At 65.9% G+C, this 18,264-nt stretch carries 16 protein-coding genes and 1 pseudogene; 13 read left to right on the top strand and 4 right to left on the bottom strand.

The genetic code is table 11. The annotated features are described in order from the left end of the window. The first annotated feature begins 46 nt into the window (after positions 1–46). The 7 genes and pseudogenes from xoxF5 to QX041_RS17025 all read left to right on the top strand — a co-directional run. Positions 47–1,852 carry a lanthanide-dependent methanol dehydrogenase XoxF5 gene (gene xoxF5, locus QX041_RS17055; RefSeq protein WP_315713218.1) on the top strand — a complete coding sequence of 602 codons (1,806 nt, stop codon included), beginning with the start codon at positions 47–49 and terminating at the stop codon, positions 1,850–1,852. A 132-nt stretch (positions 1,853–1,984) separates the two neighbouring features. Next, positions 1,985–2,464, top strand: a complete 480-nt coding sequence (locus tag QX041_RS17050; protein WP_316166192.1) for a c-type cytochrome, methanol metabolism-related — start codon at positions 1,985–1,987, stop codon at positions 2,462–2,464. 78 nt (positions 2,465–2,542) lie between these two features. Continuing rightward, entirely contained in the window at positions 2,543–3,652 is a 1,110-nt protein-coding gene (locus tag QX041_RS17045) for an S-(hydroxymethyl)glutathione dehydrogenase/class III alcohol dehydrogenase (RefSeq protein WP_315713220.1), read from the top strand. 33 nt (positions 3,653–3,685) lie between these two features. After that, the gene (gene gfa, locus QX041_RS17040) at positions 3,686–4,249 is read left to right on the top strand and encodes an S-(hydroxymethyl)glutathione synthase (protein WP_315713222.1); all 564 of its coding nucleotides are present in this window, start codon (positions 3,686–3,688) and stop codon (positions 4,247–4,249) included. Positions 4,250–4,609: 360 nt separating this feature from the next. Continuing rightward, a complete protein-coding gene (locus tag QX041_RS17035; RefSeq protein WP_315741262.1) occupies positions 4,610–5,062 on the top strand; it encodes a (2Fe-2S)-binding protein in 453 nt (150 codons plus the stop codon). A 2-nt stretch (positions 5,063–5,064) separates the two neighbouring features. Then, on the top strand, positions 5,065–7,398 hold the full coding sequence (locus QX041_RS17030; RefSeq protein WP_316166044.1) for a xanthine dehydrogenase family protein molybdopterin-binding subunit: 2,334 nt from the start codon (positions 5,065–5,067) through the stop codon (positions 7,396–7,398). 105 nt (positions 7,399–7,503) lie between these two features. Continuing rightward, a pseudogene (locus QX041_RS17025) lies at positions 7,504–7,827 on the top strand (amidase); the annotation flags it as partial. 8 nt (positions 7,828–7,835) lie between these two features. Here the strand turns inward: QX041_RS17025 and ccoG are convergent. Both ccoG and QX041_RS17015 read right to left on the bottom strand, forming a co-directional pair. After that, on the bottom strand, positions 7,836–9,317 hold the full coding sequence (ccoG, locus tag QX041_RS17020) for a cytochrome c oxidase accessory protein CcoG (RefSeq protein ID WP_316166043.1): 1,482 nt from the start codon (positions 9,315–9,317) through the stop codon (positions 7,836–7,838). A gap of 355 nt (positions 9,318–9,672) precedes the next feature. Continuing rightward, positions 9,673–10,467: a fumarylacetoacetate hydrolase family protein gene (locus QX041_RS17015; RefSeq protein ID WP_316166041.1), complete on the bottom strand. Its 795-nt coding sequence runs from the start codon at positions 10,465–10,467 to the stop codon at positions 9,673–9,675. Between the two features lie 960 nt (positions 10,468–11,427). Here QX041_RS17015 and QX041_RS17010 point away from each other — a divergent pair. Then, the gene (locus QX041_RS17010) at positions 11,428–12,042 is read left to right on the top strand and encodes a heme-binding protein (RefSeq protein ID WP_316166040.1); all 615 of its coding nucleotides are present in this window, start codon (positions 11,428–11,430) and stop codon (positions 12,040–12,042) included. A gap of 270 nt (positions 12,043–12,312) precedes the next feature. Here QX041_RS17010 and QX041_RS17005 read toward each other — a convergent pair whose 3' ends face one another. Beyond that, positions 12,313–13,089 carry a cyclase family protein gene (locus QX041_RS17005; protein WP_315713232.1) on the bottom strand — a complete coding sequence of 259 codons (777 nt, stop codon included), beginning with the start codon at positions 13,087–13,089 and terminating at the stop codon, positions 12,313–12,315. 50 nt (positions 13,090–13,139) lie between these two features. Further along, the gene (locus QX041_RS17000) at positions 13,140–14,129 is read right to left on the bottom strand and encodes a fumarylacetoacetate hydrolase family protein (protein WP_316166039.1); all 990 of its coding nucleotides are present in this window, start codon (positions 14,127–14,129) and stop codon (positions 13,140–13,142) included. Between the two features lie 99 nt (positions 14,130–14,228). On the opposite strand from QX041_RS17000, the gene QX041_RS16995 reads away from it, so the two are divergent. The 5 genes from QX041_RS16995 to QX041_RS16975 are packed head-to-tail and all read left to right on the top strand — an operon-like array spanning position 14,229 to position 18,195. After that, the gene (locus QX041_RS16995) at positions 14,229–15,164 is read left to right on the top strand and encodes an ABC transporter substrate-binding protein (RefSeq protein ID WP_315825201.1); all 936 of its coding nucleotides are present in this window, start codon (positions 14,229–14,231) and stop codon (positions 15,162–15,164) included. Continuing rightward, positions 15,164–15,862 carry a GntR family transcriptional regulator gene (locus QX041_RS16990; RefSeq protein ID WP_316166037.1) on the top strand — a complete coding sequence of 233 codons (699 nt, stop codon included), beginning with the start codon at positions 15,164–15,166 and terminating at the stop codon, positions 15,860–15,862. Before QX041_RS16995 ends, QX041_RS16990 begins: the two co-directional genes overlap by 1 nt. Position 15,863: 1 nt before the next feature. Beyond that, positions 15,864–16,667 (top strand): ABC transporter ATP-binding protein, encoded by an 804-nt coding sequence (locus QX041_RS16985; RefSeq protein WP_316166036.1) that lies wholly within the window; start codon positions 15,864–15,866, stop codon positions 16,665–16,667. After that, positions 16,664–17,431 carry an ABC transporter permease gene (locus tag QX041_RS16980; protein ID WP_316166035.1) on the top strand — a complete coding sequence of 256 codons (768 nt, stop codon included), beginning with the start codon at positions 16,664–16,666 and terminating at the stop codon, positions 17,429–17,431. The genes QX041_RS16985 and QX041_RS16980 overlap by 4 nt, the downstream gene beginning before the upstream one ends. Next, positions 17,428–18,195, top strand: coding sequence for an ABC transporter permease (locus tag QX041_RS16975; protein ID WP_316166033.1), 768 nt, complete (start codon positions 17,428–17,430; stop codon positions 18,193–18,195). Before QX041_RS16980 ends, QX041_RS16975 begins: the two co-directional genes overlap by 4 nt. Positions 18,196–18,264: the final 69 nt, after the last annotated feature.

The raw sequence follows: 18,264 nt of genomic DNA, 5'->3' as shown, positions 1-18,264 counted from the left end.
TGGGCCGCGTGCTGCGGAACCTCAGTTGAACCCGGGAGGAAAGACGATGCGAAGAGTGCTACTCGCAACATGTCTGACGTCAGTCGCGGCGCTTGCCGCGGGTGGCGCGTGGGCCAGTGAAGAGCTGGTCAAGATGTCGGCCAACCCGAAGGACTGGGTGATGCCGGCGGGAGACTACGCCAATACGCGTTACTCCAAGCTCAATCAGATCAACGCTCAGAACGTCGGCAAGCTGCAGGTCGCGTGGACCTTCTCCACCGGCGTGCTGCGCGGCCACGAAGGCGGACCGCTCATCATCGGCAACTTGATGTATGTGCATACGCCGTTCCCGAACAAGGTGTATGCGCTCGATCTCGCGCAGGACAACAAGATCGTCTGGAAGTACGAGCCCAAGCAGGATCCGAACGTCATTCCGGTGATGTGCTGCGACACCGTCAACCGCGGCGTCGCCTATGGGGACGGCAAGATCTTCCTGCATCAGGCCGACGACAAGCTGGTGGCGATCGACGCCAAGACCGGCCAGCACGTCTGGACCGCCGTCAATGGCGATCCGAGCAAGGGACAGACCGGAACCTCGGCTCCGCTCGTGGTGAAGGACAAGGTGTTGGTCGGCACGTCCGGCGGCGAGTTCGGCGTCCAGTGCAGCATGACCGCTTACGATATCAAGAGCGGCAAGCAGGTCTGGAAGGCGTACTCCGAAGGTCCGGATGACCAGATCCTGTTCGACGCCAACACCACGGCGCTCGGCAAGCCGGTCGGCAAGGACTCGAGCCTGAAGACCTGGCAAGGCGATCAGTGGAAGACCGGCGGCGGCTGCACCTGGGGCTGGATCTCCTACGATCCGCAGCTCGACATGGTCTATTACGGGTCGGGCAATCCCTCGACTTGGAATCCGAAGCAGCGTCCCGGCGACAACAAGTGGTCGATGACGATCTTCGCCCGCCATGCCGACACCGGCGTCGCGAAGTGGGTCTATCAGATGACGCCCCACGACGAGTGGGACTATGACGGCGTCAACGAGATGATCCTGTCCGACCAGTCCATCAACGGCCAGCCGCGCAAGCTGCTCACGCACTTCGATCGTAACGGCCTCGGCTATACGCTCGACCGTGCCACGGGCGAGCTGCTCGTTGCCGAGAAGTTCGACCCGAAGGTGAACTGGACCACCGGCGTCGACATGGACAAGAACTCTGCAACCTACGGCCGTCCCAAGGTCGTCGATCAGTACTCGACCGACAAGCAGGGTGAGGACGTCAACACCAAGGGCATCTGCCCGGCGGCGCTGGGCACCAAGGACGAGCAGCCGGCGGCCTACTCGCCGGATACGCAACTGTTCTACGTGCCCACCAACCATGTCTGCATGGACTACGAGCCCTTCAAGGTGAGCTACACCGCAGGTCAGCCCTATGTCGGCGCAACCCTGTCGATGTATCCGCCGGCGGGTGAGACCCATATGGGCAACTTCATCGCCTGGGACGGCAAGACCGGCAAGATCGCCTGGTCGAACAAGGAGCCGTTCTCGGTGTGGTCTGGTGCGCTCGCGACGGCTGGCGGCGTGGTGTTCTACGGAACGCTCGAAGGCTACCTCAAGGCGGTCGATGCCAAGACGGGCAAGGAGCTCTACAAGTTCAAGACCCCGTCCGGCATCATCGGCAACGTCACGACCTACGAGGCAGGCGGCAAGCAGTATGTCGCCGTGCTCTCGGGTGTCGGTGGCTGGGCCGGCATCGGTCTCGCGGCGGGCCTGACGGATCCGACCGCCGGTCTCGGTGCGGTCGGCGGCTACGCAGCGCTGAGCAACTACACCGCCCTGGGCGGCGCGCTCACCGTGTTCTCGCTCCCGCAGCAGTGAGCTAGGCACCTGCTTCCGGCGCATGGATCTCGTCCATGCGCCGGTTCGCCTGCCCCAGAAAATTAAGGGAAGACGCCCTTGCGTAGAATCTGTTTTGCGGTCGCCACGGCTCTGTTCCTGGCAACCGGCGGGATGACTGTCGCCGAAAATGCCTGGGCGGAAAGTCCGGGAGATCCTGCGGCCGTCAAGTCCGAGGACGGGAAGTACTTCGATAAGGATGGCAATCCGACCTACAAGGTGGGCGCCGACGGATCGGTCGACTGGTACACCTACTCGGGATACCGCCGCTATCATTCCGAATGCCACGTCTGCCACGGGCCCGACGGCATGGGATCGACTTATGCGCCTGCGCTGAAGGACTCGGTCAAGACCATGAGCTACGGCGATTTCATCGGTGTCATCGCCAGCGGCCGCAAGAATGTCAGCACGTCCCAGGAGAACGTCATGCCGGCCTTCGGCGACAATCCGAACGTGGCCTGCTACATGGACGATCTCTACGTCTACCTGCGCGCCCGCGGCGATGATGCGGTGGGCCGCGTTCGCCCCGCCAAGCATGAGGACAAGCCGCCAGCCTATACGGAAGCGGAGAACTCCTGCATGGGCAAGAAATGACTGACGACGAGGACCGCGCCTGGCCAGTTTCCCTGGACAGGGTCGCGGGCCTGACAGACTGAAACAGGAGTTTGAGACATGAAGACGCGCGCCGCGGTCGCTTTCGAAGCCAAGAAGCCGCTGGAGATCGTCGAGGTCGACCTCGAAGGGCCGAAGGCCGGCGAGGTACTGGTCGAGATCAAGGCCACCGGCATCTGCCACACCGATGCCTACACGCTCGACGGTTTCGACAGCGAGGGCATCTTCCCCTCGATCCTCGGCCATGAGGGCGCCGGCATCGTGCGCGAGGTCGGCCCGGGCGTGACCTCGGTCAAGCCCGGCGACCACGTCATTCCGCTCTACACACCGGAATGCCGCCAGTGCAAGAGCTGCCTCAGCCGCAAGACCAATCTCTGCACCGCGATCCGCGCCACGCAGGGCAAGGGCCTGATGCCCGACGGCACGTCGCGCTTCAGCTACAAGGGCCAGGCCATCTACCACTACATGGGCTGCTCGACCTTCTCCAACTTCACCGTGTTGCCGGAGATCGCGGTCGCGAAGATCCGCGAGGACGCGCCCTTCGACAAGAGCTGCTATATCGGCTGCGGCGTCACCACCGGCGTCGGCGCCGTCGTCAACACGGCGAAGGTCACGCCCGGCGCGAACGTCGTGGTGTTCGGCCTCGGCGGCATCGGGCTCAATGTCATTCAGGGCGCCAGGATGGCGGGGGCCGACAAGATCATCGGCGTTGACCTCAATGACAGCAAGGAGGAATGGGGCCGCCGCTTCGGCATGACCCATTTCGTCAACCCGAAGAAGGTGACCGGCGACATCGTCCAGCACCTGGTCGCGCTGACCGACGGCGGTGCCGACTACACCTTCGACTGCACCGGCAATACCACGGTGATGCGCCAGGCGCTGGAAGCCTGCCATCGCGGCTGGGGCGAATCGATCATCATCGGTGTCGCCGAGGCCGGCAAGGAGATCGCGACCCGCCCATTCCAGCTCGTCACCGGACGCGTCTGGAAGGGCACGGCGTTCGGCGGCGCGCGCGGGCGCACCGACGTTCCCAAGATCGTCGACTGGTACATGAACGGGAAGATCGAAATCGACCCGATGATCACCCACACGCTCAAGCTCGAAGACATCAACAAAGGCTTCGACCTGATGCATGAGGGCAAATCGATCCGTTCCGTCGTCGTGTTCTGACCCCAAGCACGCAAAACTGAGGAGGATTGCGCCATGACTGTCCACATCCATCCGTCCGTCGATAACGGCGTCAAACAGGGAAGCGGCCATTTCGCCGGCGGCACGCTGGTCTGCAAATGCCACGACCGGCCGGTCAAGGTCGGCATCAAGGGCGATGTCGCGCATAACCACGCGTGCGGCTGCACCAAATGCTGGAAGCCATCCGGCGCGACCTTCTCGGTCGTTGCCGTGGTGCCGCGGCAGAACGTCACGGTGCTGGAGAACGGCGACAAGCTCAAGATCGTCGATCCCTCCGCCGTCATCCAGCGCTATGCCTGCACCGGCTGCGGCACGCATATGTATGGCCGCATCGAGAACACGGGCCACCCGTTCTACGGCCTCGACTTCATTCACCCCGAGCTGTTCCAGGAGCAGGGTTCGGCCGCGCCGGGCTTTGCGGCCTTCGTCTCCTCGGTGATCGAGTCGGGCGTGAAGCCGGAACAAATGGGCGAGATTCGGGCGCGATTGAAGGAGCTGGGGCTCGAGCCCTATGACTGCCTGTCGCCGGCCCTGATGGATGCGATTGCCACCCACGTGGCGAAAGCAAAGGCGGCCTGACGGCCGCCACGGACCAAGCGTACAACTGAAGCGTTCCTTCCTGAAGACTTGGTGCCTCGCCTGCCCCACGCCGGCGAGGCATTCTTTTTTTGTCGCCGCTTTGGTCAGGCGGCCGCCATTGTCGTCGGCGCATCGCCCATTGTTCCGTATTTTCATTGCAGCGGGCTGCACGCGCAGCGCTCGTCTGCTCTGACACCACACGCGCCTGTGTAGACCGATGCCTGTCCCGGTCTGCTATCATCAGTAGTCTTCCGACAACTCTCAATTGATCCGGCGCGTGCACGTAAGGACATGTGGTCCCGCGCGCGTCCACCAACGATCAGAACCAGCGACCATTGGTCCGACAGAGCGAGGGCGAACATGATCAAGGTGAAAATCAACGGACAGGAGCAGAGCTGGGATGGCGATCCGAGCCTGCCGCTGCTGTGGTATCTGCGCGACGAGCTGGGTTTGACCGGAACGAAATACGGGTGCGGCGCAGCGCTGTGCGGCGCCTGCACCGTGATAGTCGACAAGGAAGCGGCGCGCGCCTGCATCACCGCAGTGTCGGATGTCGCGGGACGAGAGGTCACCACCATCGAAGGTCTGCATCCGACCGGAGATCATCCGGTGCAGAAGGCATGGCGGCAGGTCAACGTGCCGCAATGCGGCTTCTGCCAGGCCGGGCAGATCATGCAAGCGGCCGCACTCTTGAACGAGAATCCCAAACCGTCGCATGACCAGATCAGGGATGCGATGGCCGGCAACATCTGCCGCTGCGGCTGCTATCAGCGCATCGAGAATGCGGTCCATCTGGCCTCGACGGGGGTGTGATCATGAACATCATCGCAAATCCCGACATCGCAAAGTCCGCTTCTCGCCGCGGCTTCGAGCGGCATCTCAAGGTCGAGAACGTCTCGCGCCGTACCATCCTGCAGACGCTGGGCCTCGCGGGCGGGTTCGTGCTCGCGGCTCCCTTGCTGTCGCGCCCGGCGTTTGCCGCCTATGAAACCGGCGCCGGCAAGATGCCGCACGGCACCGTGGTCGATCCCAAGGTTTTCGTTTCGATCGCCCCCGACGGCATCGTGTCGATCCTCGCCCACCGCTCCGAGATGGGCACAGGCGTGCGTACCAGCCTGCCGCTGATCGTGGCGGAGGAGATGGAAGCCGACTGGTCGCGCGTGCGCGTCGTGCAGGCCCCCGGCGACGAGGTGAAGTTCGGCAACCAGGATACCGACGGTTCGCGCAGCACGCGGCATTATCTGCTGCCGATGCGACAGATCGGCGCCATGGCGCGGGCGATGCTCGAAGCCGCGGCGGCCCAGCGCCTCGGCGTGCCGCCGAGCGAAGTGAAAGCCGTCAATCATGAGGTCGTGCACAGCACCAGCGGCCGCCGCCTCGGCTTCGGCGAGCTCGCGGCCGATGCCGCCAGTCTGCCGGTGCCTGCGGTTGACACCGTGCAGCTGAAATCGCCGAAGGACTTCCGCTATCTCGGCAAGGGTCAGGTCAGCATCGTCGATCTGCACGACATCACCGTCGGCAAGGCGCGCTACGGCGCCGATGTCCGCCTGCCCGGCATGAAATACGCGGTCATCGCCCGGCCACCGGTGACCGGCGGCAAGGTCAAGTCGTTCGATCCGGCCGAGGCGCTGAAGGTGCCCGGCGTCGAGCAGGTGATCGAGGTCAAGGGCTGGCCCTGGCCGTCGAAGTTCCAGCCGCTTGGCGGCGTCGCGGTGATCGCGCGCAACACCGGCGCCGCGATCAAGGGCCGCGACGTGCTCAAGATCGAGTGGGACGACGGCGCCAATGCGAGCTACGACTCTGTCGCCTATCGGGCCGAGCTCGAGGCCGCCGCGCGCCAGCCGGGCCTCGTCGTACGCGAGGAAGGCGACGTCGAGGCCGCGCTGAAGTCGGCCGACAAGGTGATCACCGGCGAGTACTATCTGCCGCATTTCGCCCATGCCAGCATGGAGCCGCCGGTCGCGGTCGCCGACGTCAAGGGCGACAAGGCCGAGATCTGGGCGCCTGTGCAGAGCCCCGGCGGCACGCACGAGGATGTCGCCAAGACGCTGCAGATCCCGCCGGAGAACGTGACCGTCAACGTCACCCTGCTCGGCGGCGGGTTCGGGCGGAAGTCCAAATGCGACTTCGCGCTCGAGGCTGCCCTGCTGTCGAAGACGCTGGGCGCACCGGTCAAGGTGCAGTGGACACGCGATGACGACCTCCATCACGATTTCCTGCACACCGTGTCGGTGGAGCGCATCGAAGCCGGGCTCGACAAGAGCGGCAAGGTGGTGGCCTGGCGCCACCGCAGCGTCGCGCCGACCATCCTGTCGACCTTCGCGGCGGGCGCCGATCATGCCGCGCCGTTCGAGCTCGGCATGGGCCTCGTCGACATGCCGTTCGAGATCGCCAACATCCAATGTGAGAATCCCGCCGCCAAGGCGATGACCCGCATCGGCTGGTTCCGCTCGGTCTCCAACATCCCGCGCGCCTTCGCCGTGCAGTCGATGGTCGGCGAGATTGCCCATGCCACCGGCCGCGACCAGAAGGACACGCTGCTCGATCTGATCGGCACTCCGCGCGTCCTGAAGCTCGCCTCGGTGAAGGATCTCTGGAACTACGGCGAGCCCTACGAGAGCTATCCGATCGACACCGGCCGGCTGCGCCGCGTCGTCGAGTTCGTGGCCGAGAAGGGCAATTGGGGCCGCTCGGTGCCCAAGGGCCACGGCCTCGGCATCGCCGCGCATCGCAGCTTCGTCAGCTACATCGCCACCATCGTGGAGGTGTCGGTCGACGACAAGGGCAAGCTCGTGGTGCATCAGGTCGACACCGCGATCGACTGCGGCACCTTCGTCAACCCCGAGCGCATCGCCTCGCAGCTCGAAGGCGCCGCGATCATGGGGCTGAGCCTCGCCAAATATGGCGAGATCAGCTTCAAGAATGGCCGGGTGCAGCAGCGCAACTTCGACGACCATCCGGTGGTCCGAATCGACGAGGCGCCGCTGGTCACCAACGTGCACATCGTGCCCGTTGATGCCGACACGCCGCCGAGCGGCGTCGGCGAGCCGGGCGTGCCGCCATTCGCGCCGGCGCTCGCCAACGCGATCTTTGCCGCAACGGGCAAGCGCCTGCGCGCATTGCCGATCGGCAATCAGCTCGCGACCTGAGCTTGCAGCAATCAGCAGATCATCGGCCGGAGCGATCCGGCCGATGACCACGCCAGAAGAAGCAGGATCAGTCAGCGCCCGTAGCGCACCGAGGCATAGCGGCCGATCACGGCGGACGGCGAGGTTTGCATCACCGCGCTCGAGACCGGCGTCACCGGCACCTTCCGCCTCACCGTGCGCAAGGACATGGACATCACCTGGCCGTTCGCCGAGAACGCCACCCACCTGATGTCGATCGGCCTCGACGAGGATCTCGATGACGCCGCCAAGCAGGCGGTGCGCGAGATGGTCAAGCACGTCTGCGCCCGCACCAACCTGTCGCGCAACCAGGCCTACATGCTGTGCTCGCTGGCCGGCAATCTGCGCGTCACCCAGCTGGTCGACGGCAACAAGGGCATCCACATGCTGCTGCCGAAATCCTATCTGTAGGCCCTCCTCTACCGGTTCACGAAGCGGTCGTGCGCGGTCAGCACGACCTGGCCGTTGGCATCGACCGCCTGGAAGGTGACATCGGCATCCACAGACTCGGGCATGGTCAGCGTCACCCGCAGCGCCTCCGAGCCGTCCGGCTCGACCTCGATCGCATCCGCCGCCGCATGGCCGACGATGGCGAGCGCCGCATCGATGCCGCTGATGCCGAGCCTGAAGCTCTGCACGGCGGACGACTTGTTGAGCAGCTTCACCGTGTAGCCGTTGCGCACCGAGCCATCCGACAGCCGCACCGACATCGGATCGCGATCATGCTGCACCGACAGCACGGCGGTCGTCTTCGTGACGAACGACACAGCGATCACGCCGGCCACAGCGACGCAGGCGAGCGCGAGCCCGATCGTCTTCGGCCGCACCAGCCGTGAGACACGCGGCTCGCCGACACGCCCACGCTCGATGTTGCGCCAGCTCTCGTAGTCGATCAGGCCGCGCGGACGGTCGAGCTTGGCCATCACGCCGTCGCAGGCATCGACGCAGAGGCCGCAATTGATGCAGGCGAAGCTCGGCCCCTGGCGGATGTCGATGCCGATCGGGCAGACGGCGACGCAGGCGCCGCAATCGACGCAATCGCCGGCCGGCAGCCCCTGCGACCGCGCCTCGGCGGCCTTCTTCGCCGACATCCGGGTCTCGCCGCGATAATCGCGATAGTTCACCGTGAAGGCTTCCGGATCCCAGATCGCGCCTTGAAGACGCGGCCACGGGCACATGAAGGTGCAGACCTGCTCGCGCGCGAAACCGGCGAGGCCATAGGTCGTGCCGGCGAACACCAAGGTCCAGGTCAGCGCGGTCGCCGACATCTCGCCATGCAGGACATCGCGCACCAGCTCCGGCGCGTCGGTGAAGTAGAAGATCAAGGTGCCGCCGGTGCCGAGCGCGATCGCCATCCACAGCGCGTGCTTGGTGGCGATCTGTGCGATGCGCCGCGCCGTCAGCGGCGCGCCGACGTTCTTCAGCCGCTGCCGGCGGTCGCCCTCGACGAGGCGCTCGACCAGCAGGAACAGGTCGGTCCACACCGTCTGCGGACAGGCGAAGCCGCACCACAGGCGGCCGGCCAGCGCGTTGACCAAGACGAGGATGAACGTCGCCAGCAGCATCGCAGCGGTGATGAGATAGAGATCCTGCGGCCAGATCTCGGCGGGGCCAAGATAGAGCTTTCCGTGGGCGAAATCGAGCAGCACGGCTTGGTCCGGCGCATTCGGCCCGCGGTTCCAGCGCACGAACGGCGTGATGTAGTAGACGGCAAGCGTCAGAACGAGAATCAGCCATTTCAGCCGCCGGATTGGCCCCTTGACGCCTTGCGGAACCACCGGGCCGCCTGCGCTGCGCAACGACCGTGCCGGGCCGCGGGCCTGACCCTGGCCCCTGCTTTGGCCCTGGCCCTGCGCCATGCGCCGCGTCTTGGCGTGATCGATCTCGATGGTGATGGCCACGGCTGCCCTCGTTCGCTCGGCTGATGCAGGGCAACGATAGGCGGCGGTGCCCGGCGGCTCTTTGTCGGGCCACAAACTTGCGAACGGCTGGCAGCGCCTGTTTGCGCGGGAACAACGATAGTTCCCGTCCGACAGGCGATGAGAGGCGCGGCGCCGCGAGCGCCACGGCGTCAGTCGCAGCATCCGGAGGGATGGCTGCGGCTGCGGCACTTGTTGGATAGCGCGCGTAGCGACGCTCGCTGCTCGCCCCTCCCCCGCGTGCGGAGAGAAGGCGCGTACCGGCATTGCGGCGGCGACGTCCGGTCCGATCGGCAGCGTCAACGTGCTGCACACGACGTGTGGTCCAGCCCCTCTCTCAAACGATCTTGATCGACATGTCCGGCAGGCCCTCGAGCTTGCACAAGAGCACGTCGCCCTTGACGACCGGGCCGACATTCTCCGGCGTGCCGGAATAGATGATGTCGCCGGCCTTCAGCTCGAACGCCTCGGACAGTTTCGCGATCTGCTCGGCGACGCTCCAGATCATCTTCGTGAGGTCGGAGTTCTGCCGGACCGTGCCGTTGACCGCGAGTGAGATCGCGCCCTTGGTGAAGTGGCCGACCTTCGCCACCGGATGGATCGGGCCGAGCACGGCGGCATGATCAAAACTCTTGCCGATCTCCCATGGCTTCTTCTCGGCGGCCATGCCGTTCTGCAGGTCACGGCGGGTCATGTCGAGGCCGAGCGCGTAGCCATAGACATGATCGAGCGCGGACTCGGCGGGAATGTTGGTGCCGCCGGATTTCAGCGCCGCGACCAGTTCGACCTCGTGATGATAGTTCTTGGTCAGCGACGGATAAGGATGATCGGCGACCTCGCCGATCGCGACGTTCTGGATCGCGTCGGTCGGCTTCTGGAAGAAGAACGGCGGCTCGCGGTTCGGATCGGAGCCGCGCTCGATGGCATGCGCCGCGTAGTTGCGGCCGATGCAGTAGATGCGGCGGACGGGGAAGACGCCCTGCTCGCCGGCGATCGGAATGGTGGTCGCCGGCACGGCGAAGATCGGCTCCGGCCCGGCCTGTGCCGCGGCAGGGTAGGTGTCCGTCATGATCGCAGCCGCTGCCGCGGCGCTGCCGGCGACGAGGAGATCGCGGCGTGAGGTATCTGCCATGGGTTTCCTCCTGGATCAGCCGTTGCGGCCGGCTGATTTGTTGGTGGTGGCGCGCCAGCATCGGCGCCCCGCTCAACTGATAAGCATATCCAGTATGCCAGCGCCACCATGCGCGCACGCGCCGTCGCCCTCGCAGCGCAACACGCGCCCGAAGCGATGCTCGAGACCCTCGCCGGAAACGCGAGGGCGCAGGGAAGGCCGGACCTCGACTGAGGCCCGTGGCCCGCCTGCGGAAAAAATGCAGGCGGCAGGAACCACAGGTTCAGCCGGACAGACCCGGCCTTCCCTGCGCGATGGGTGAGCGTCTGCTCCGAGCTCTCCCCGGGGACCGGCTTGTTTGCCCCCGTCACCTGCGCAACCCGTCAGGTCGGCATCAGGCTTGGCGCCAGCATCGGGGCGCCAGGACCACACGGCTTGAACGTCCGCGTGCTGACAGTCGTCTTGCGCAAAAGCGCCTGACAGACCCGCGGCCACCGCTCCCCGCCTCAACGTATCGTGACGACGCGTACGCCCCTCTGCATGAGGCGGGATGGAGGGAGGAGAGCATATCTTCCGATAAAACGAAAGTTGGAAATTTTTACGCCGAGATCTGGACAGAGGCGATCGCGCTGAGCGCGCTGCGGAATTTTCGTTTTCGGCGCAGGCACGATCTGGATTATGAGAGGGGTTGCAGGGCGGTGGATCTTGTCGCGCCCGAGCCCGAGTCGCCCGACGGGCATGCACCGCCATCGGCACGCGCGTAGTCCGGATGAGCGCAGCGACATCCGCGGGTCCCCTACGCCTCGTGCGATCCCGGATATCGCTGCGCTCATCCGGGCGACGCTACAGTCGGGCGTCGAAGGACGACCGCAGGCGGGCAGCCGGCACGTGATCTGCCGGACCTTCGCTCGCGTTTCCTCGTTATTCAAACCTGACGGCGCAACCGCCATGACCGAGCCGACACCACCGAGGAGACGCCGCATGCTGATCTGGCTCGCAGGCGCCACCGTGCTTGTCCTCGCCGGCGCCGTCATTGCCGCAGGGCCGCTCATGAGCCGGGTCGAACATCCCAGATACGACGTCGTTTCGCGCGATGGCGACTTCGAAATCCGCGCCTATGCACCGATGATCATCGCGCAGGCCGAGGTGCAGGGCGCGCGCAAGCCGGCGATCGAGGAAGGCTTTCGCATCATCGCCGGCTACATTTTCGGCGCCAACCGTACGAAAGCCAAGATCGCGATGACGGCACCGGTGCAGCAGCAGGCCAGCGCCACCATCGCGCCCGCCGATGGCGTCGCCAGCGACCGCTGGAGCATCAGCTTCGTGATGCCCTCGAACTGGTCGCTCGACACTCTGCCGCCGCCGGCCGATGCCCGGATCAAGCTGACGGCCCAGTCTGCGCAGCGCATGGTCGCGATCACCTTTTCGGGCTCCACCTCCGACGGCATCATCGCCGACAAGACTCGCCAACTGCGTGACTACGCGCAGCGCAAGGGGCTGACCGTCACCGGATCGCCGCTGCTCGCGTTCTACAATCCGCCCTGGACCCTGCCGATGCTGCGGCGGAACGAGGTCATGCTGGCGTGTAGTTGCTAAAGCGAGATGAGAGAGAGCGGCCTGATTTTGTAGTCAAGGTCGGCTCGCAACTGTCACCACGACGCGCGACGAGCTCCCTCTCTGGCTTTGCCGAGTCCTCTCCTCGGTCATTCCGGGGCGCGCGCAGCGCGAACCCGGAATCCATCCTTCAGCACGTCGCGCGGCTCGATGGATTCCGGACTCGTCGCGCTGGCGCGCGCCGCCCCGGAATGACGCGAAGATCAAACGCGCCAGAACCCATGTCGTGACTTCAATCGGAGATTAGCCGCCTCACCCCTCGATGATCGCCACCGCCCGCGTCCATCCGGCCGAGGCGCGCTCGATCTTGACCGGGAAACACGACACCATGAACCCCGTCGACGGCAGTTGCTCCAGATTGTGCAGCTTCTCCAGGTGGCAATAGCCGATGTGGCGTCCGGCCTTGTGGCCTTCCCAGATCAGCGCGGCATCGTGGGTCTCGGCGTATCTCTGCGCGGTGAACACGAACGGCGCGTCCCAGCTCCAGCCGTCGGTGCCGGTCAGGCGCACGCCGCGTTCGAGCAGATACATCGTCGCCTCATAGCCCATGCCGCAGCCGGAATTGACGTAGTTGGCCTGGCCGAAGCGCGCGCCGGCCGAGGTATTGACCACGACGATCTCGAGCGGCGACAGCGTGTGGCCGATGCGCTTGAGCTCATCCTCGACATCCCTCGCGGTCACCACATAGCCGTCCGGGAAACGACGGAAGTCGAGCTTCACGCCCGGCTGCAGGCACCACTCCAGCGGCACCTCGTCGATGGTCCAGGCGCGCTCGCCACGATTCATCGTCGGATGAAAATGCCAGGGCGCATCGAGATGCGTGCCGTTGTGGGTCGAAAGATTCACCTGCTCGACCGCCCAGCCCTGCCCGTCCGGCAGATCCTCGGCTTTCAGCCCGTCGAAGAACTGCAGCATGCGCGGCAGGCCCTGCTGATGGTCGATATAGGTGATGGTCGGATGATTGCCGGGCGGATCGGCGGGCACGTCGTTCTGCAAGGGCACGGAGATGTCGATCAGTCTGCGGGCCATGGGCGGTCCTCTCGCTTTGTCGTTCTTGGTTGTTGTCGTCGGCAGCAGGATCAGACGTCCTGCCGCTCGACCTTGTTCTTCAGGATGCCGATCTTCTCGACCTCGAGCTCGATCACGTCGCCATGCTCGAGATACCAGCCGAGCTCGAGACCGCAGCCGTTGCCGACCGTGCCCGAGCCGATGAACTCGCCGGGCATCAAGGTCTCGTCCTTGCTGATATAGGCGATCAGCTCCTCGAACGAAAACAGCATGCCCTCGCTGACGCCACGCGAGCGGACCTCGCCGTTGACCCGCGCCTCCATCTTCAGGCGATAGGGGTCGCCGATCTCGTCCGGGGTCACGATCCACGGCCCCATCACGTTGCCGCCGTCAAAGCTCTTGCCTTTGGAGGGGCCGAGCCGGCCGTCCATCTCGATGCGCTGCGTGTCGCGCGCGGAGAAGTCGTTGAAGATCGTGAAGCCGAAGATGTGATCGCGCGCCTTCGCGGCCGGAATATCCTTGCCCTTGCCCCTGGTGATGATGCCGAACTCCAGCTCATAGTCCATCACCTTGCTGTAGCGCGGCCATTTCACCGTCGTGTTGGGGCCACGCACGCTGAAGCGGTTGGTGATGTAGAAGATCGGGACCTTGCGATAGACCTCGGGCAATTCGCCGAGCGGCTCGGCATCGATGCGCGCGAGCTCCTGCGCGTCGCCGCGCTGCCGCGCCGCGAGCTTTCGCTGGCCGCGCGGCGCCTGCAGGATGTGCAGCGGAAACGACATGCCGTCGCGCATCTGCCGCGGCTCCGGCACCGGGGCCAGCAGCTCGGTGCCGCCGACGTCGGGCGAGAGGCTTTCGTCGCTGCCATGGCGCTCGACCAGCGCGCGTGCTGCGTCGAGCGCGGCTTCGCCGGCATCGATCAACGACAGCATCGAGCCGAACGCCGGATTGCTCTTGCCAGCGCGGTCGGCGGCCGCGGCGAGGTCGAAAAGCTTGGAATCGCCGCCATGGACGACGCCGATCCGCTCCCCGCCTTCCGCCCGAAATGTCGCAAGTTTCACGCTGGCCTCCCCTTGTGTTCTGTCTAAAAATATACAAACATATAAAATATCGATAAACAAGAGGCGTCCGAGAGACGGGCGCCCGGGGAGGAGTCAAGGATGCGTCATCGGATCATCAGTGCTGCGCTCGGATCGGTGCTGGCCACGCTTGTGCTCACATCTGCGACACGCGCGGAGAAGATCCAGATCGGCTGCACCGCCACCTCGGACTGCGCCTCGGCGATGGTCGCGGTCGATGAGGGTCTCTTCAAGAAGCACGGGCTCGACGCAGAGATGGTGCTGATCGGGATCAACTCGAACATCCCCGCCGCCATCCTCTCCAACTCGATCCAGATCGGCGGGCCGACATCGACCGTGTTCCTCCAGGCCGCCGACGGTGGGCTCGACCTCGTCGCGGTCTCCGGCGCCTCGATCATGAACAAGACCTCGAACGATGCGGTCGCCGCCTTCGTGCGCAACGGCATCACCATCACTGGGCCGCAGGACTTCAAGGGCAAGAAGGTCGGCGCCCCCGGCATCGGCGCCTTCCTGCACGTGCTGTTCGTGAAATGGCTGGTCGAGAAGGGCGTCGATCCACGAAGCGTCAACTTCGTCGAGGTGACGTTTCCGACCATGGCCGACACCATCAAGTCGGGCGGCGTCGATGCGGTGCTGACGGCCGAACCGTTCGTGACGCGCATGACCAATGCCAGCCTCGGCACGGTCGGCGCGCGCTACGCCGCCGAACTCGCCCGCACCGAGCCGATCATCTTCTATGCGGCCTCGCGCGAATGGGCCGAGAAGAACCCGGAGACGGTGAAGAAATTCCGCGCCGCCATCGCGGAGGCCGCCCCAATCGTGAACAATGATCGTGAGAAGGCCTCGGCCGCCATCGCCAAATTCACCAAGCAACCGCTGGAGCTGGTCAAGCTGACGGCGCCGAACTACGCCGAGCCGGTGCTGAAGCCCGAGCAGCTGGCGTGGTGGATCGACGTGATGTCGGCGCAGAAGATGCTGCAGACCAAGCTCGACCTCAAGACATTGATCCTCAACTGATGACGGCAACGAACCCGATCCTGCAGACCGAGCCGACGAGCGGCGACACGCTCAGCGAGCGCGCCGCCGCGCTGATCGAGCGCGACATCGTCGCCGGCATTCTGGCCCCCGGCTCGCGTCTGGGGATCGTCGAGCTCGCCAGGCGCTACGAGATCGGGCCGACGCCGCTGCGCGAGGGGCTGTCGCGGCTGGTATCGCGCGGCCTGATCGTCGGCATCGGCCAGCGCGGTTTTCGCGTCGCCGAGGTCAGCCGGGACGATCTCGTCGACATCACGCGCATGCGCACTGTCGTGGAGAAAGAGGCGCTGCGGCTGGCGATGCATAGCGGCGACGACCAATGGGAGGCCGGCATCATCGCCGCGCTCCATCAGATGCGCCGCTACATCCAGCGCATGCAGAGCGAGTTCCGCGAAGGCGCGCCGGAGTTCGATCGCTTGCACAAGGCGTTTCACACCGCGCTGCTGGCGGCCTGCGGATCACGGCGCCTGCTCGCCGCTCATTCGGATCTCTACGACCAGGCCTATCGCTACCGCCGCGTGATGATGCGCAGCTTCGAGGATGGCAGCGGATTCATCAAGGAGCACGAGACGCTCGCCGACCTCGTGCTCGCGCGCAATGCCGCCGCGGCCCAGGCGCGGCTTGAGGCACATCTGTGCTCGACCGTCGATATCGTCTATCCGCATCCGAAGGGAGCCTGAGATGGCAGAGCCTGCCCTTGCATTGGTGCAATCATCTCCCTCGCCTGCGCGCGCGCAGATCGCCTTCGACGATGTCGCGCTGGTGCTCGGCGGCAAGACGATCATCGACACGATCAGTCTGGAGGTCGGAGCTGGCGAGATCCTGTGCGTGGTCGGCGCCTCCGGCTGCGGCAAGACCACGGCGCTGCGGCTGGCGGCCGGGCTGTACCAGCCGACCGGCGGCAGCGTGCGCTTCGAGGGCGAGGCGATGCGCGCGCCGCGGCGCGAGATCGCCGTCGTGTTCCAGGACTATGGCAAGGCGCTGCTGCCGTGGCGCACCGCCGCCGGCAACATCTCGCTGGCCTTGGAGACGATCGGAATGCCCTCCGCACAGCGCGAGGCGCGCATCGCCGAGTTGCTCGCCAAGGTCGGGCTCGCCGGCCATGCGGCCAAATATCCGACCGAGATGTCGGGCGGCATGCAGCAGCGGCTGCAGATCGCACGCTGCCTCGCGCAGGATCCGAAGGTGCTGCTGATGGATGAGCCGTTCGGCGCGCTGGACGCGATGACGCGCCAGGGACTGCAGGACGAGATGCTGGCGCTGGTGGCGGCGACCGGCGCCACCGTCGTGTTCGTCACGCATGATCTCGAGGAGGCGATCTATCTCGGCGACCGCGTGGTCGGCCTGCTGCCGCATCCGGGCCGCGTCGGCTTGGAATTGAAGATCGGCCTGCCGCGGCCGCGCGACCAGTTGGCGACGCGCGAGCATCCGGAGTTCCTGCGGCTGCGGCGCGCGTTGTTCGACTTCATCAAGGCGAGCGAATGACGATGCCGGATCGCATCAAGTCCGTCCTGCTGCCGTTCGCGGCACTGCTCGTGTTCGAAGCCTGGATGCGGCTCGCCGGCGTGCAGAGCGACTCGCTGGCGCCGCCGAGCGCGATCGCGCTCGCCTTGCTGGGCGCGCTGACCGACGGCTCGCTGCTGGCGGCGACGCGCGACACGCTCGCCTCGGTGTTCGCCGGCCTCGCGCTCGGCGGCGCCATCGGCCTGGTGCTGGGCATCGCGCTCGGCCTGTCGCCTATCTTCGACCGGCTGATGGAGGTCACGATCGAGGCGGTCAGGCCGATCCCGTCGGTGGCGCTGCTGCCGATCGCGCTGATCGCGCTCGGCTTCGGCTATCGCATGGAGATCGCGATCGTCGCCTTTGCCTGCGTCTGGCCGGTGCTGATCGTGACGCGTGCCGCAGTGGGCGGCATCGAGCCGCGGCTGATCGAGGTGGCGCGCGTGCTGCGGCTGACGCAGCGCGATCGCATCAGGAAGATCGTCATCCCCGCCGCCCTGCCCCGCATCTTCCTGGCGTTCCGGCTCGCCGCCGGCATCGCGCTGATCGTCGCGGTCACGGTGGAGATCGCGATCAACCCGCTCGGCCTCGGCGCCGCCATCATGACCGCGCAGCAGGCGTTGCGGCCCGATCTGATGCTGGCCTATCTGGTATGGATCGGCGTGACCGGGTTTGCGCTCAATACCGCGCTGATCGCTGCACAACAGAGCTTGTTCGGGCGCGCGGCCGCGATGGGAGACCCCGCATGAAGTGGTCGGTCGCCGCCTGGCGCCTCGCCAGCTTCGCCGTCGCCGCCGGCATCATCGTGCTGTGGCAGTTCGCCGCCGATCAGCGGCTGATATCACCAATGTTTCTTCCCAGCCCCGACCGCGCCTGGGCGGCGCTGCTGCGCGGCTTCACGAGCGGCGATCTCCTGACCAAGCTCACGGGCACCCTCACGCATATGGCCTATGGCTGGCTGCTCGCCTCCGCCGCCGGCATCGCGCTCGGCGCCATGATCGGCTCCTCGAAGGCGATGCGCATCTACGTCGCGCCGACCCTGGAGCTGCTGCGGCCGCTGCCGGTCTCAGCGATCATTCCTGTCGCCATCGCCGTTCTTGGACTGAGCCAGGGCATGGCGCTGTTCGTGATCGCGTTCGGCTCGCTGTGGCCGCTGCTGCTCGGGACGATCCACGGCTTCGCCGCGGTCGAGCCGCGACTCTATGAAGTGGCGCGGGTGCTGCACATGTCGCGGCTCGCCGTGATCTTCAAGATCGCGCTGCCATCGGCGGCACCCGACATCCTCGCCGGCATGCGGCTGAGCCTCACGGTCGCGCTGATCCTCGCCGTCGTCTGCGAGATGCTCGCCGGCCTCGACGGCCTCGGCCAATGGGTGCTGCTGTCGGCGCGCTCGTTCCGGTCGGCGGATCTGTTTGCCGGCGTGATGCTGCTCGGAATCATCGGCTACACGACCGCGCTCGCGATGGGCGCGGTCGAGAGCCGGCTGCTGCGCTGGCAGCACGCGCGGCGCTGAGGCTCCGGTCGCACGCGCCCGGTCGGCGACGGCCTGGGGCGATCTCGACCTCACACTGCCGCGGGGCGA

It is taken from the genome of Bradyrhizobium sp. SZCCHNRI2009, from assembly GCF_032485115.1.
Classification (GTDB): Bacteria; Pseudomonadota; Alphaproteobacteria; order Rhizobiales; family Xanthobacteraceae; genus Bradyrhizobium.
Note: the sequence above shows the minus strand (reverse complement) of the source record. Positions and strands in the feature narration are given on the sequence as shown.

Excerpts from the sequence above, each read along its gene's own strand:
- gfa (WP_315713222.1), top strand. The coding sequence starts at position 3,686 with ATGACTGTCCACATCCATCCGTCCGTCGATAACGGCGTCAAACAGGGA.
- QX041_RS17005 (WP_315713232.1), bottom strand. The coding sequence starts at position 13,089 with ATGGCCCGCAGACTGATCGACATCTCCGTGCCCTTGCAGAACGACGTG.
- QX041_RS16985 (WP_316166036.1), top strand. The coding sequence starts at position 15,864 with ATGGCAGAGCCTGCCCTTGCATTGGTGCAATCATCTCCCTCGCCTGCG.
- xoxF5 (WP_315713218.1), top strand. The coding sequence starts at position 47 with ATGCGAAGAGTGCTACTCGCAACATGTCTGACGTCAGTCGCGGCGCTT.
- QX041_RS17050 (WP_316166192.1), top strand. The coding sequence starts at position 1,985 with ATGACTGTCGCCGAAAATGCCTGGGCGGAAAGTCCGGGAGATCCTGCG.
- QX041_RS16975 (WP_316166033.1), top strand. The coding sequence starts at position 17,428 with ATGAAGTGGTCGGTCGCCGCCTGGCGCCTCGCCAGCTTCGCCGTCGCC.
- QX041_RS16990 (WP_316166037.1), top strand. The coding sequence starts at position 15,164 with ATGACGGCAACGAACCCGATCCTGCAGACCGAGCCGACGAGCGGCGAC.
- QX041_RS17015 (WP_316166041.1), bottom strand. The coding sequence starts at position 10,467 with ATGGCAGATACCTCACGCCGCGATCTCCTCGTCGCCGGCAGCGCCGCG.
- QX041_RS17035 (WP_315741262.1), top strand. The coding sequence starts at position 4,610 with ATGATCAAGGTGAAAATCAACGGACAGGAGCAGAGCTGGGATGGCGAT.
- QX041_RS17045 (WP_315713220.1), top strand. The coding sequence starts at position 2,543 with ATGAAGACGCGCGCCGCGGTCGCTTTCGAAGCCAAGAAGCCGCTGGAG.
- QX041_RS16995 (WP_315825201.1), top strand. The coding sequence starts at position 14,229 with ATGCGTCATCGGATCATCAGTGCTGCGCTCGGATCGGTGCTGGCCACG.
- QX041_RS16980 (WP_316166035.1), top strand. The coding sequence starts at position 16,664 with ATGACGATGCCGGATCGCATCAAGTCCGTCCTGCTGCCGTTCGCGGCA.
- QX041_RS17010 (WP_316166040.1), top strand. The coding sequence starts at position 11,428 with ATGCTGATCTGGCTCGCAGGCGCCACCGTGCTTGTCCTCGCCGGCGCC.
- QX041_RS17030 (WP_316166044.1), top strand. The coding sequence starts at position 5,065 with ATGAACATCATCGCAAATCCCGACATCGCAAAGTCCGCTTCTCGCCGC.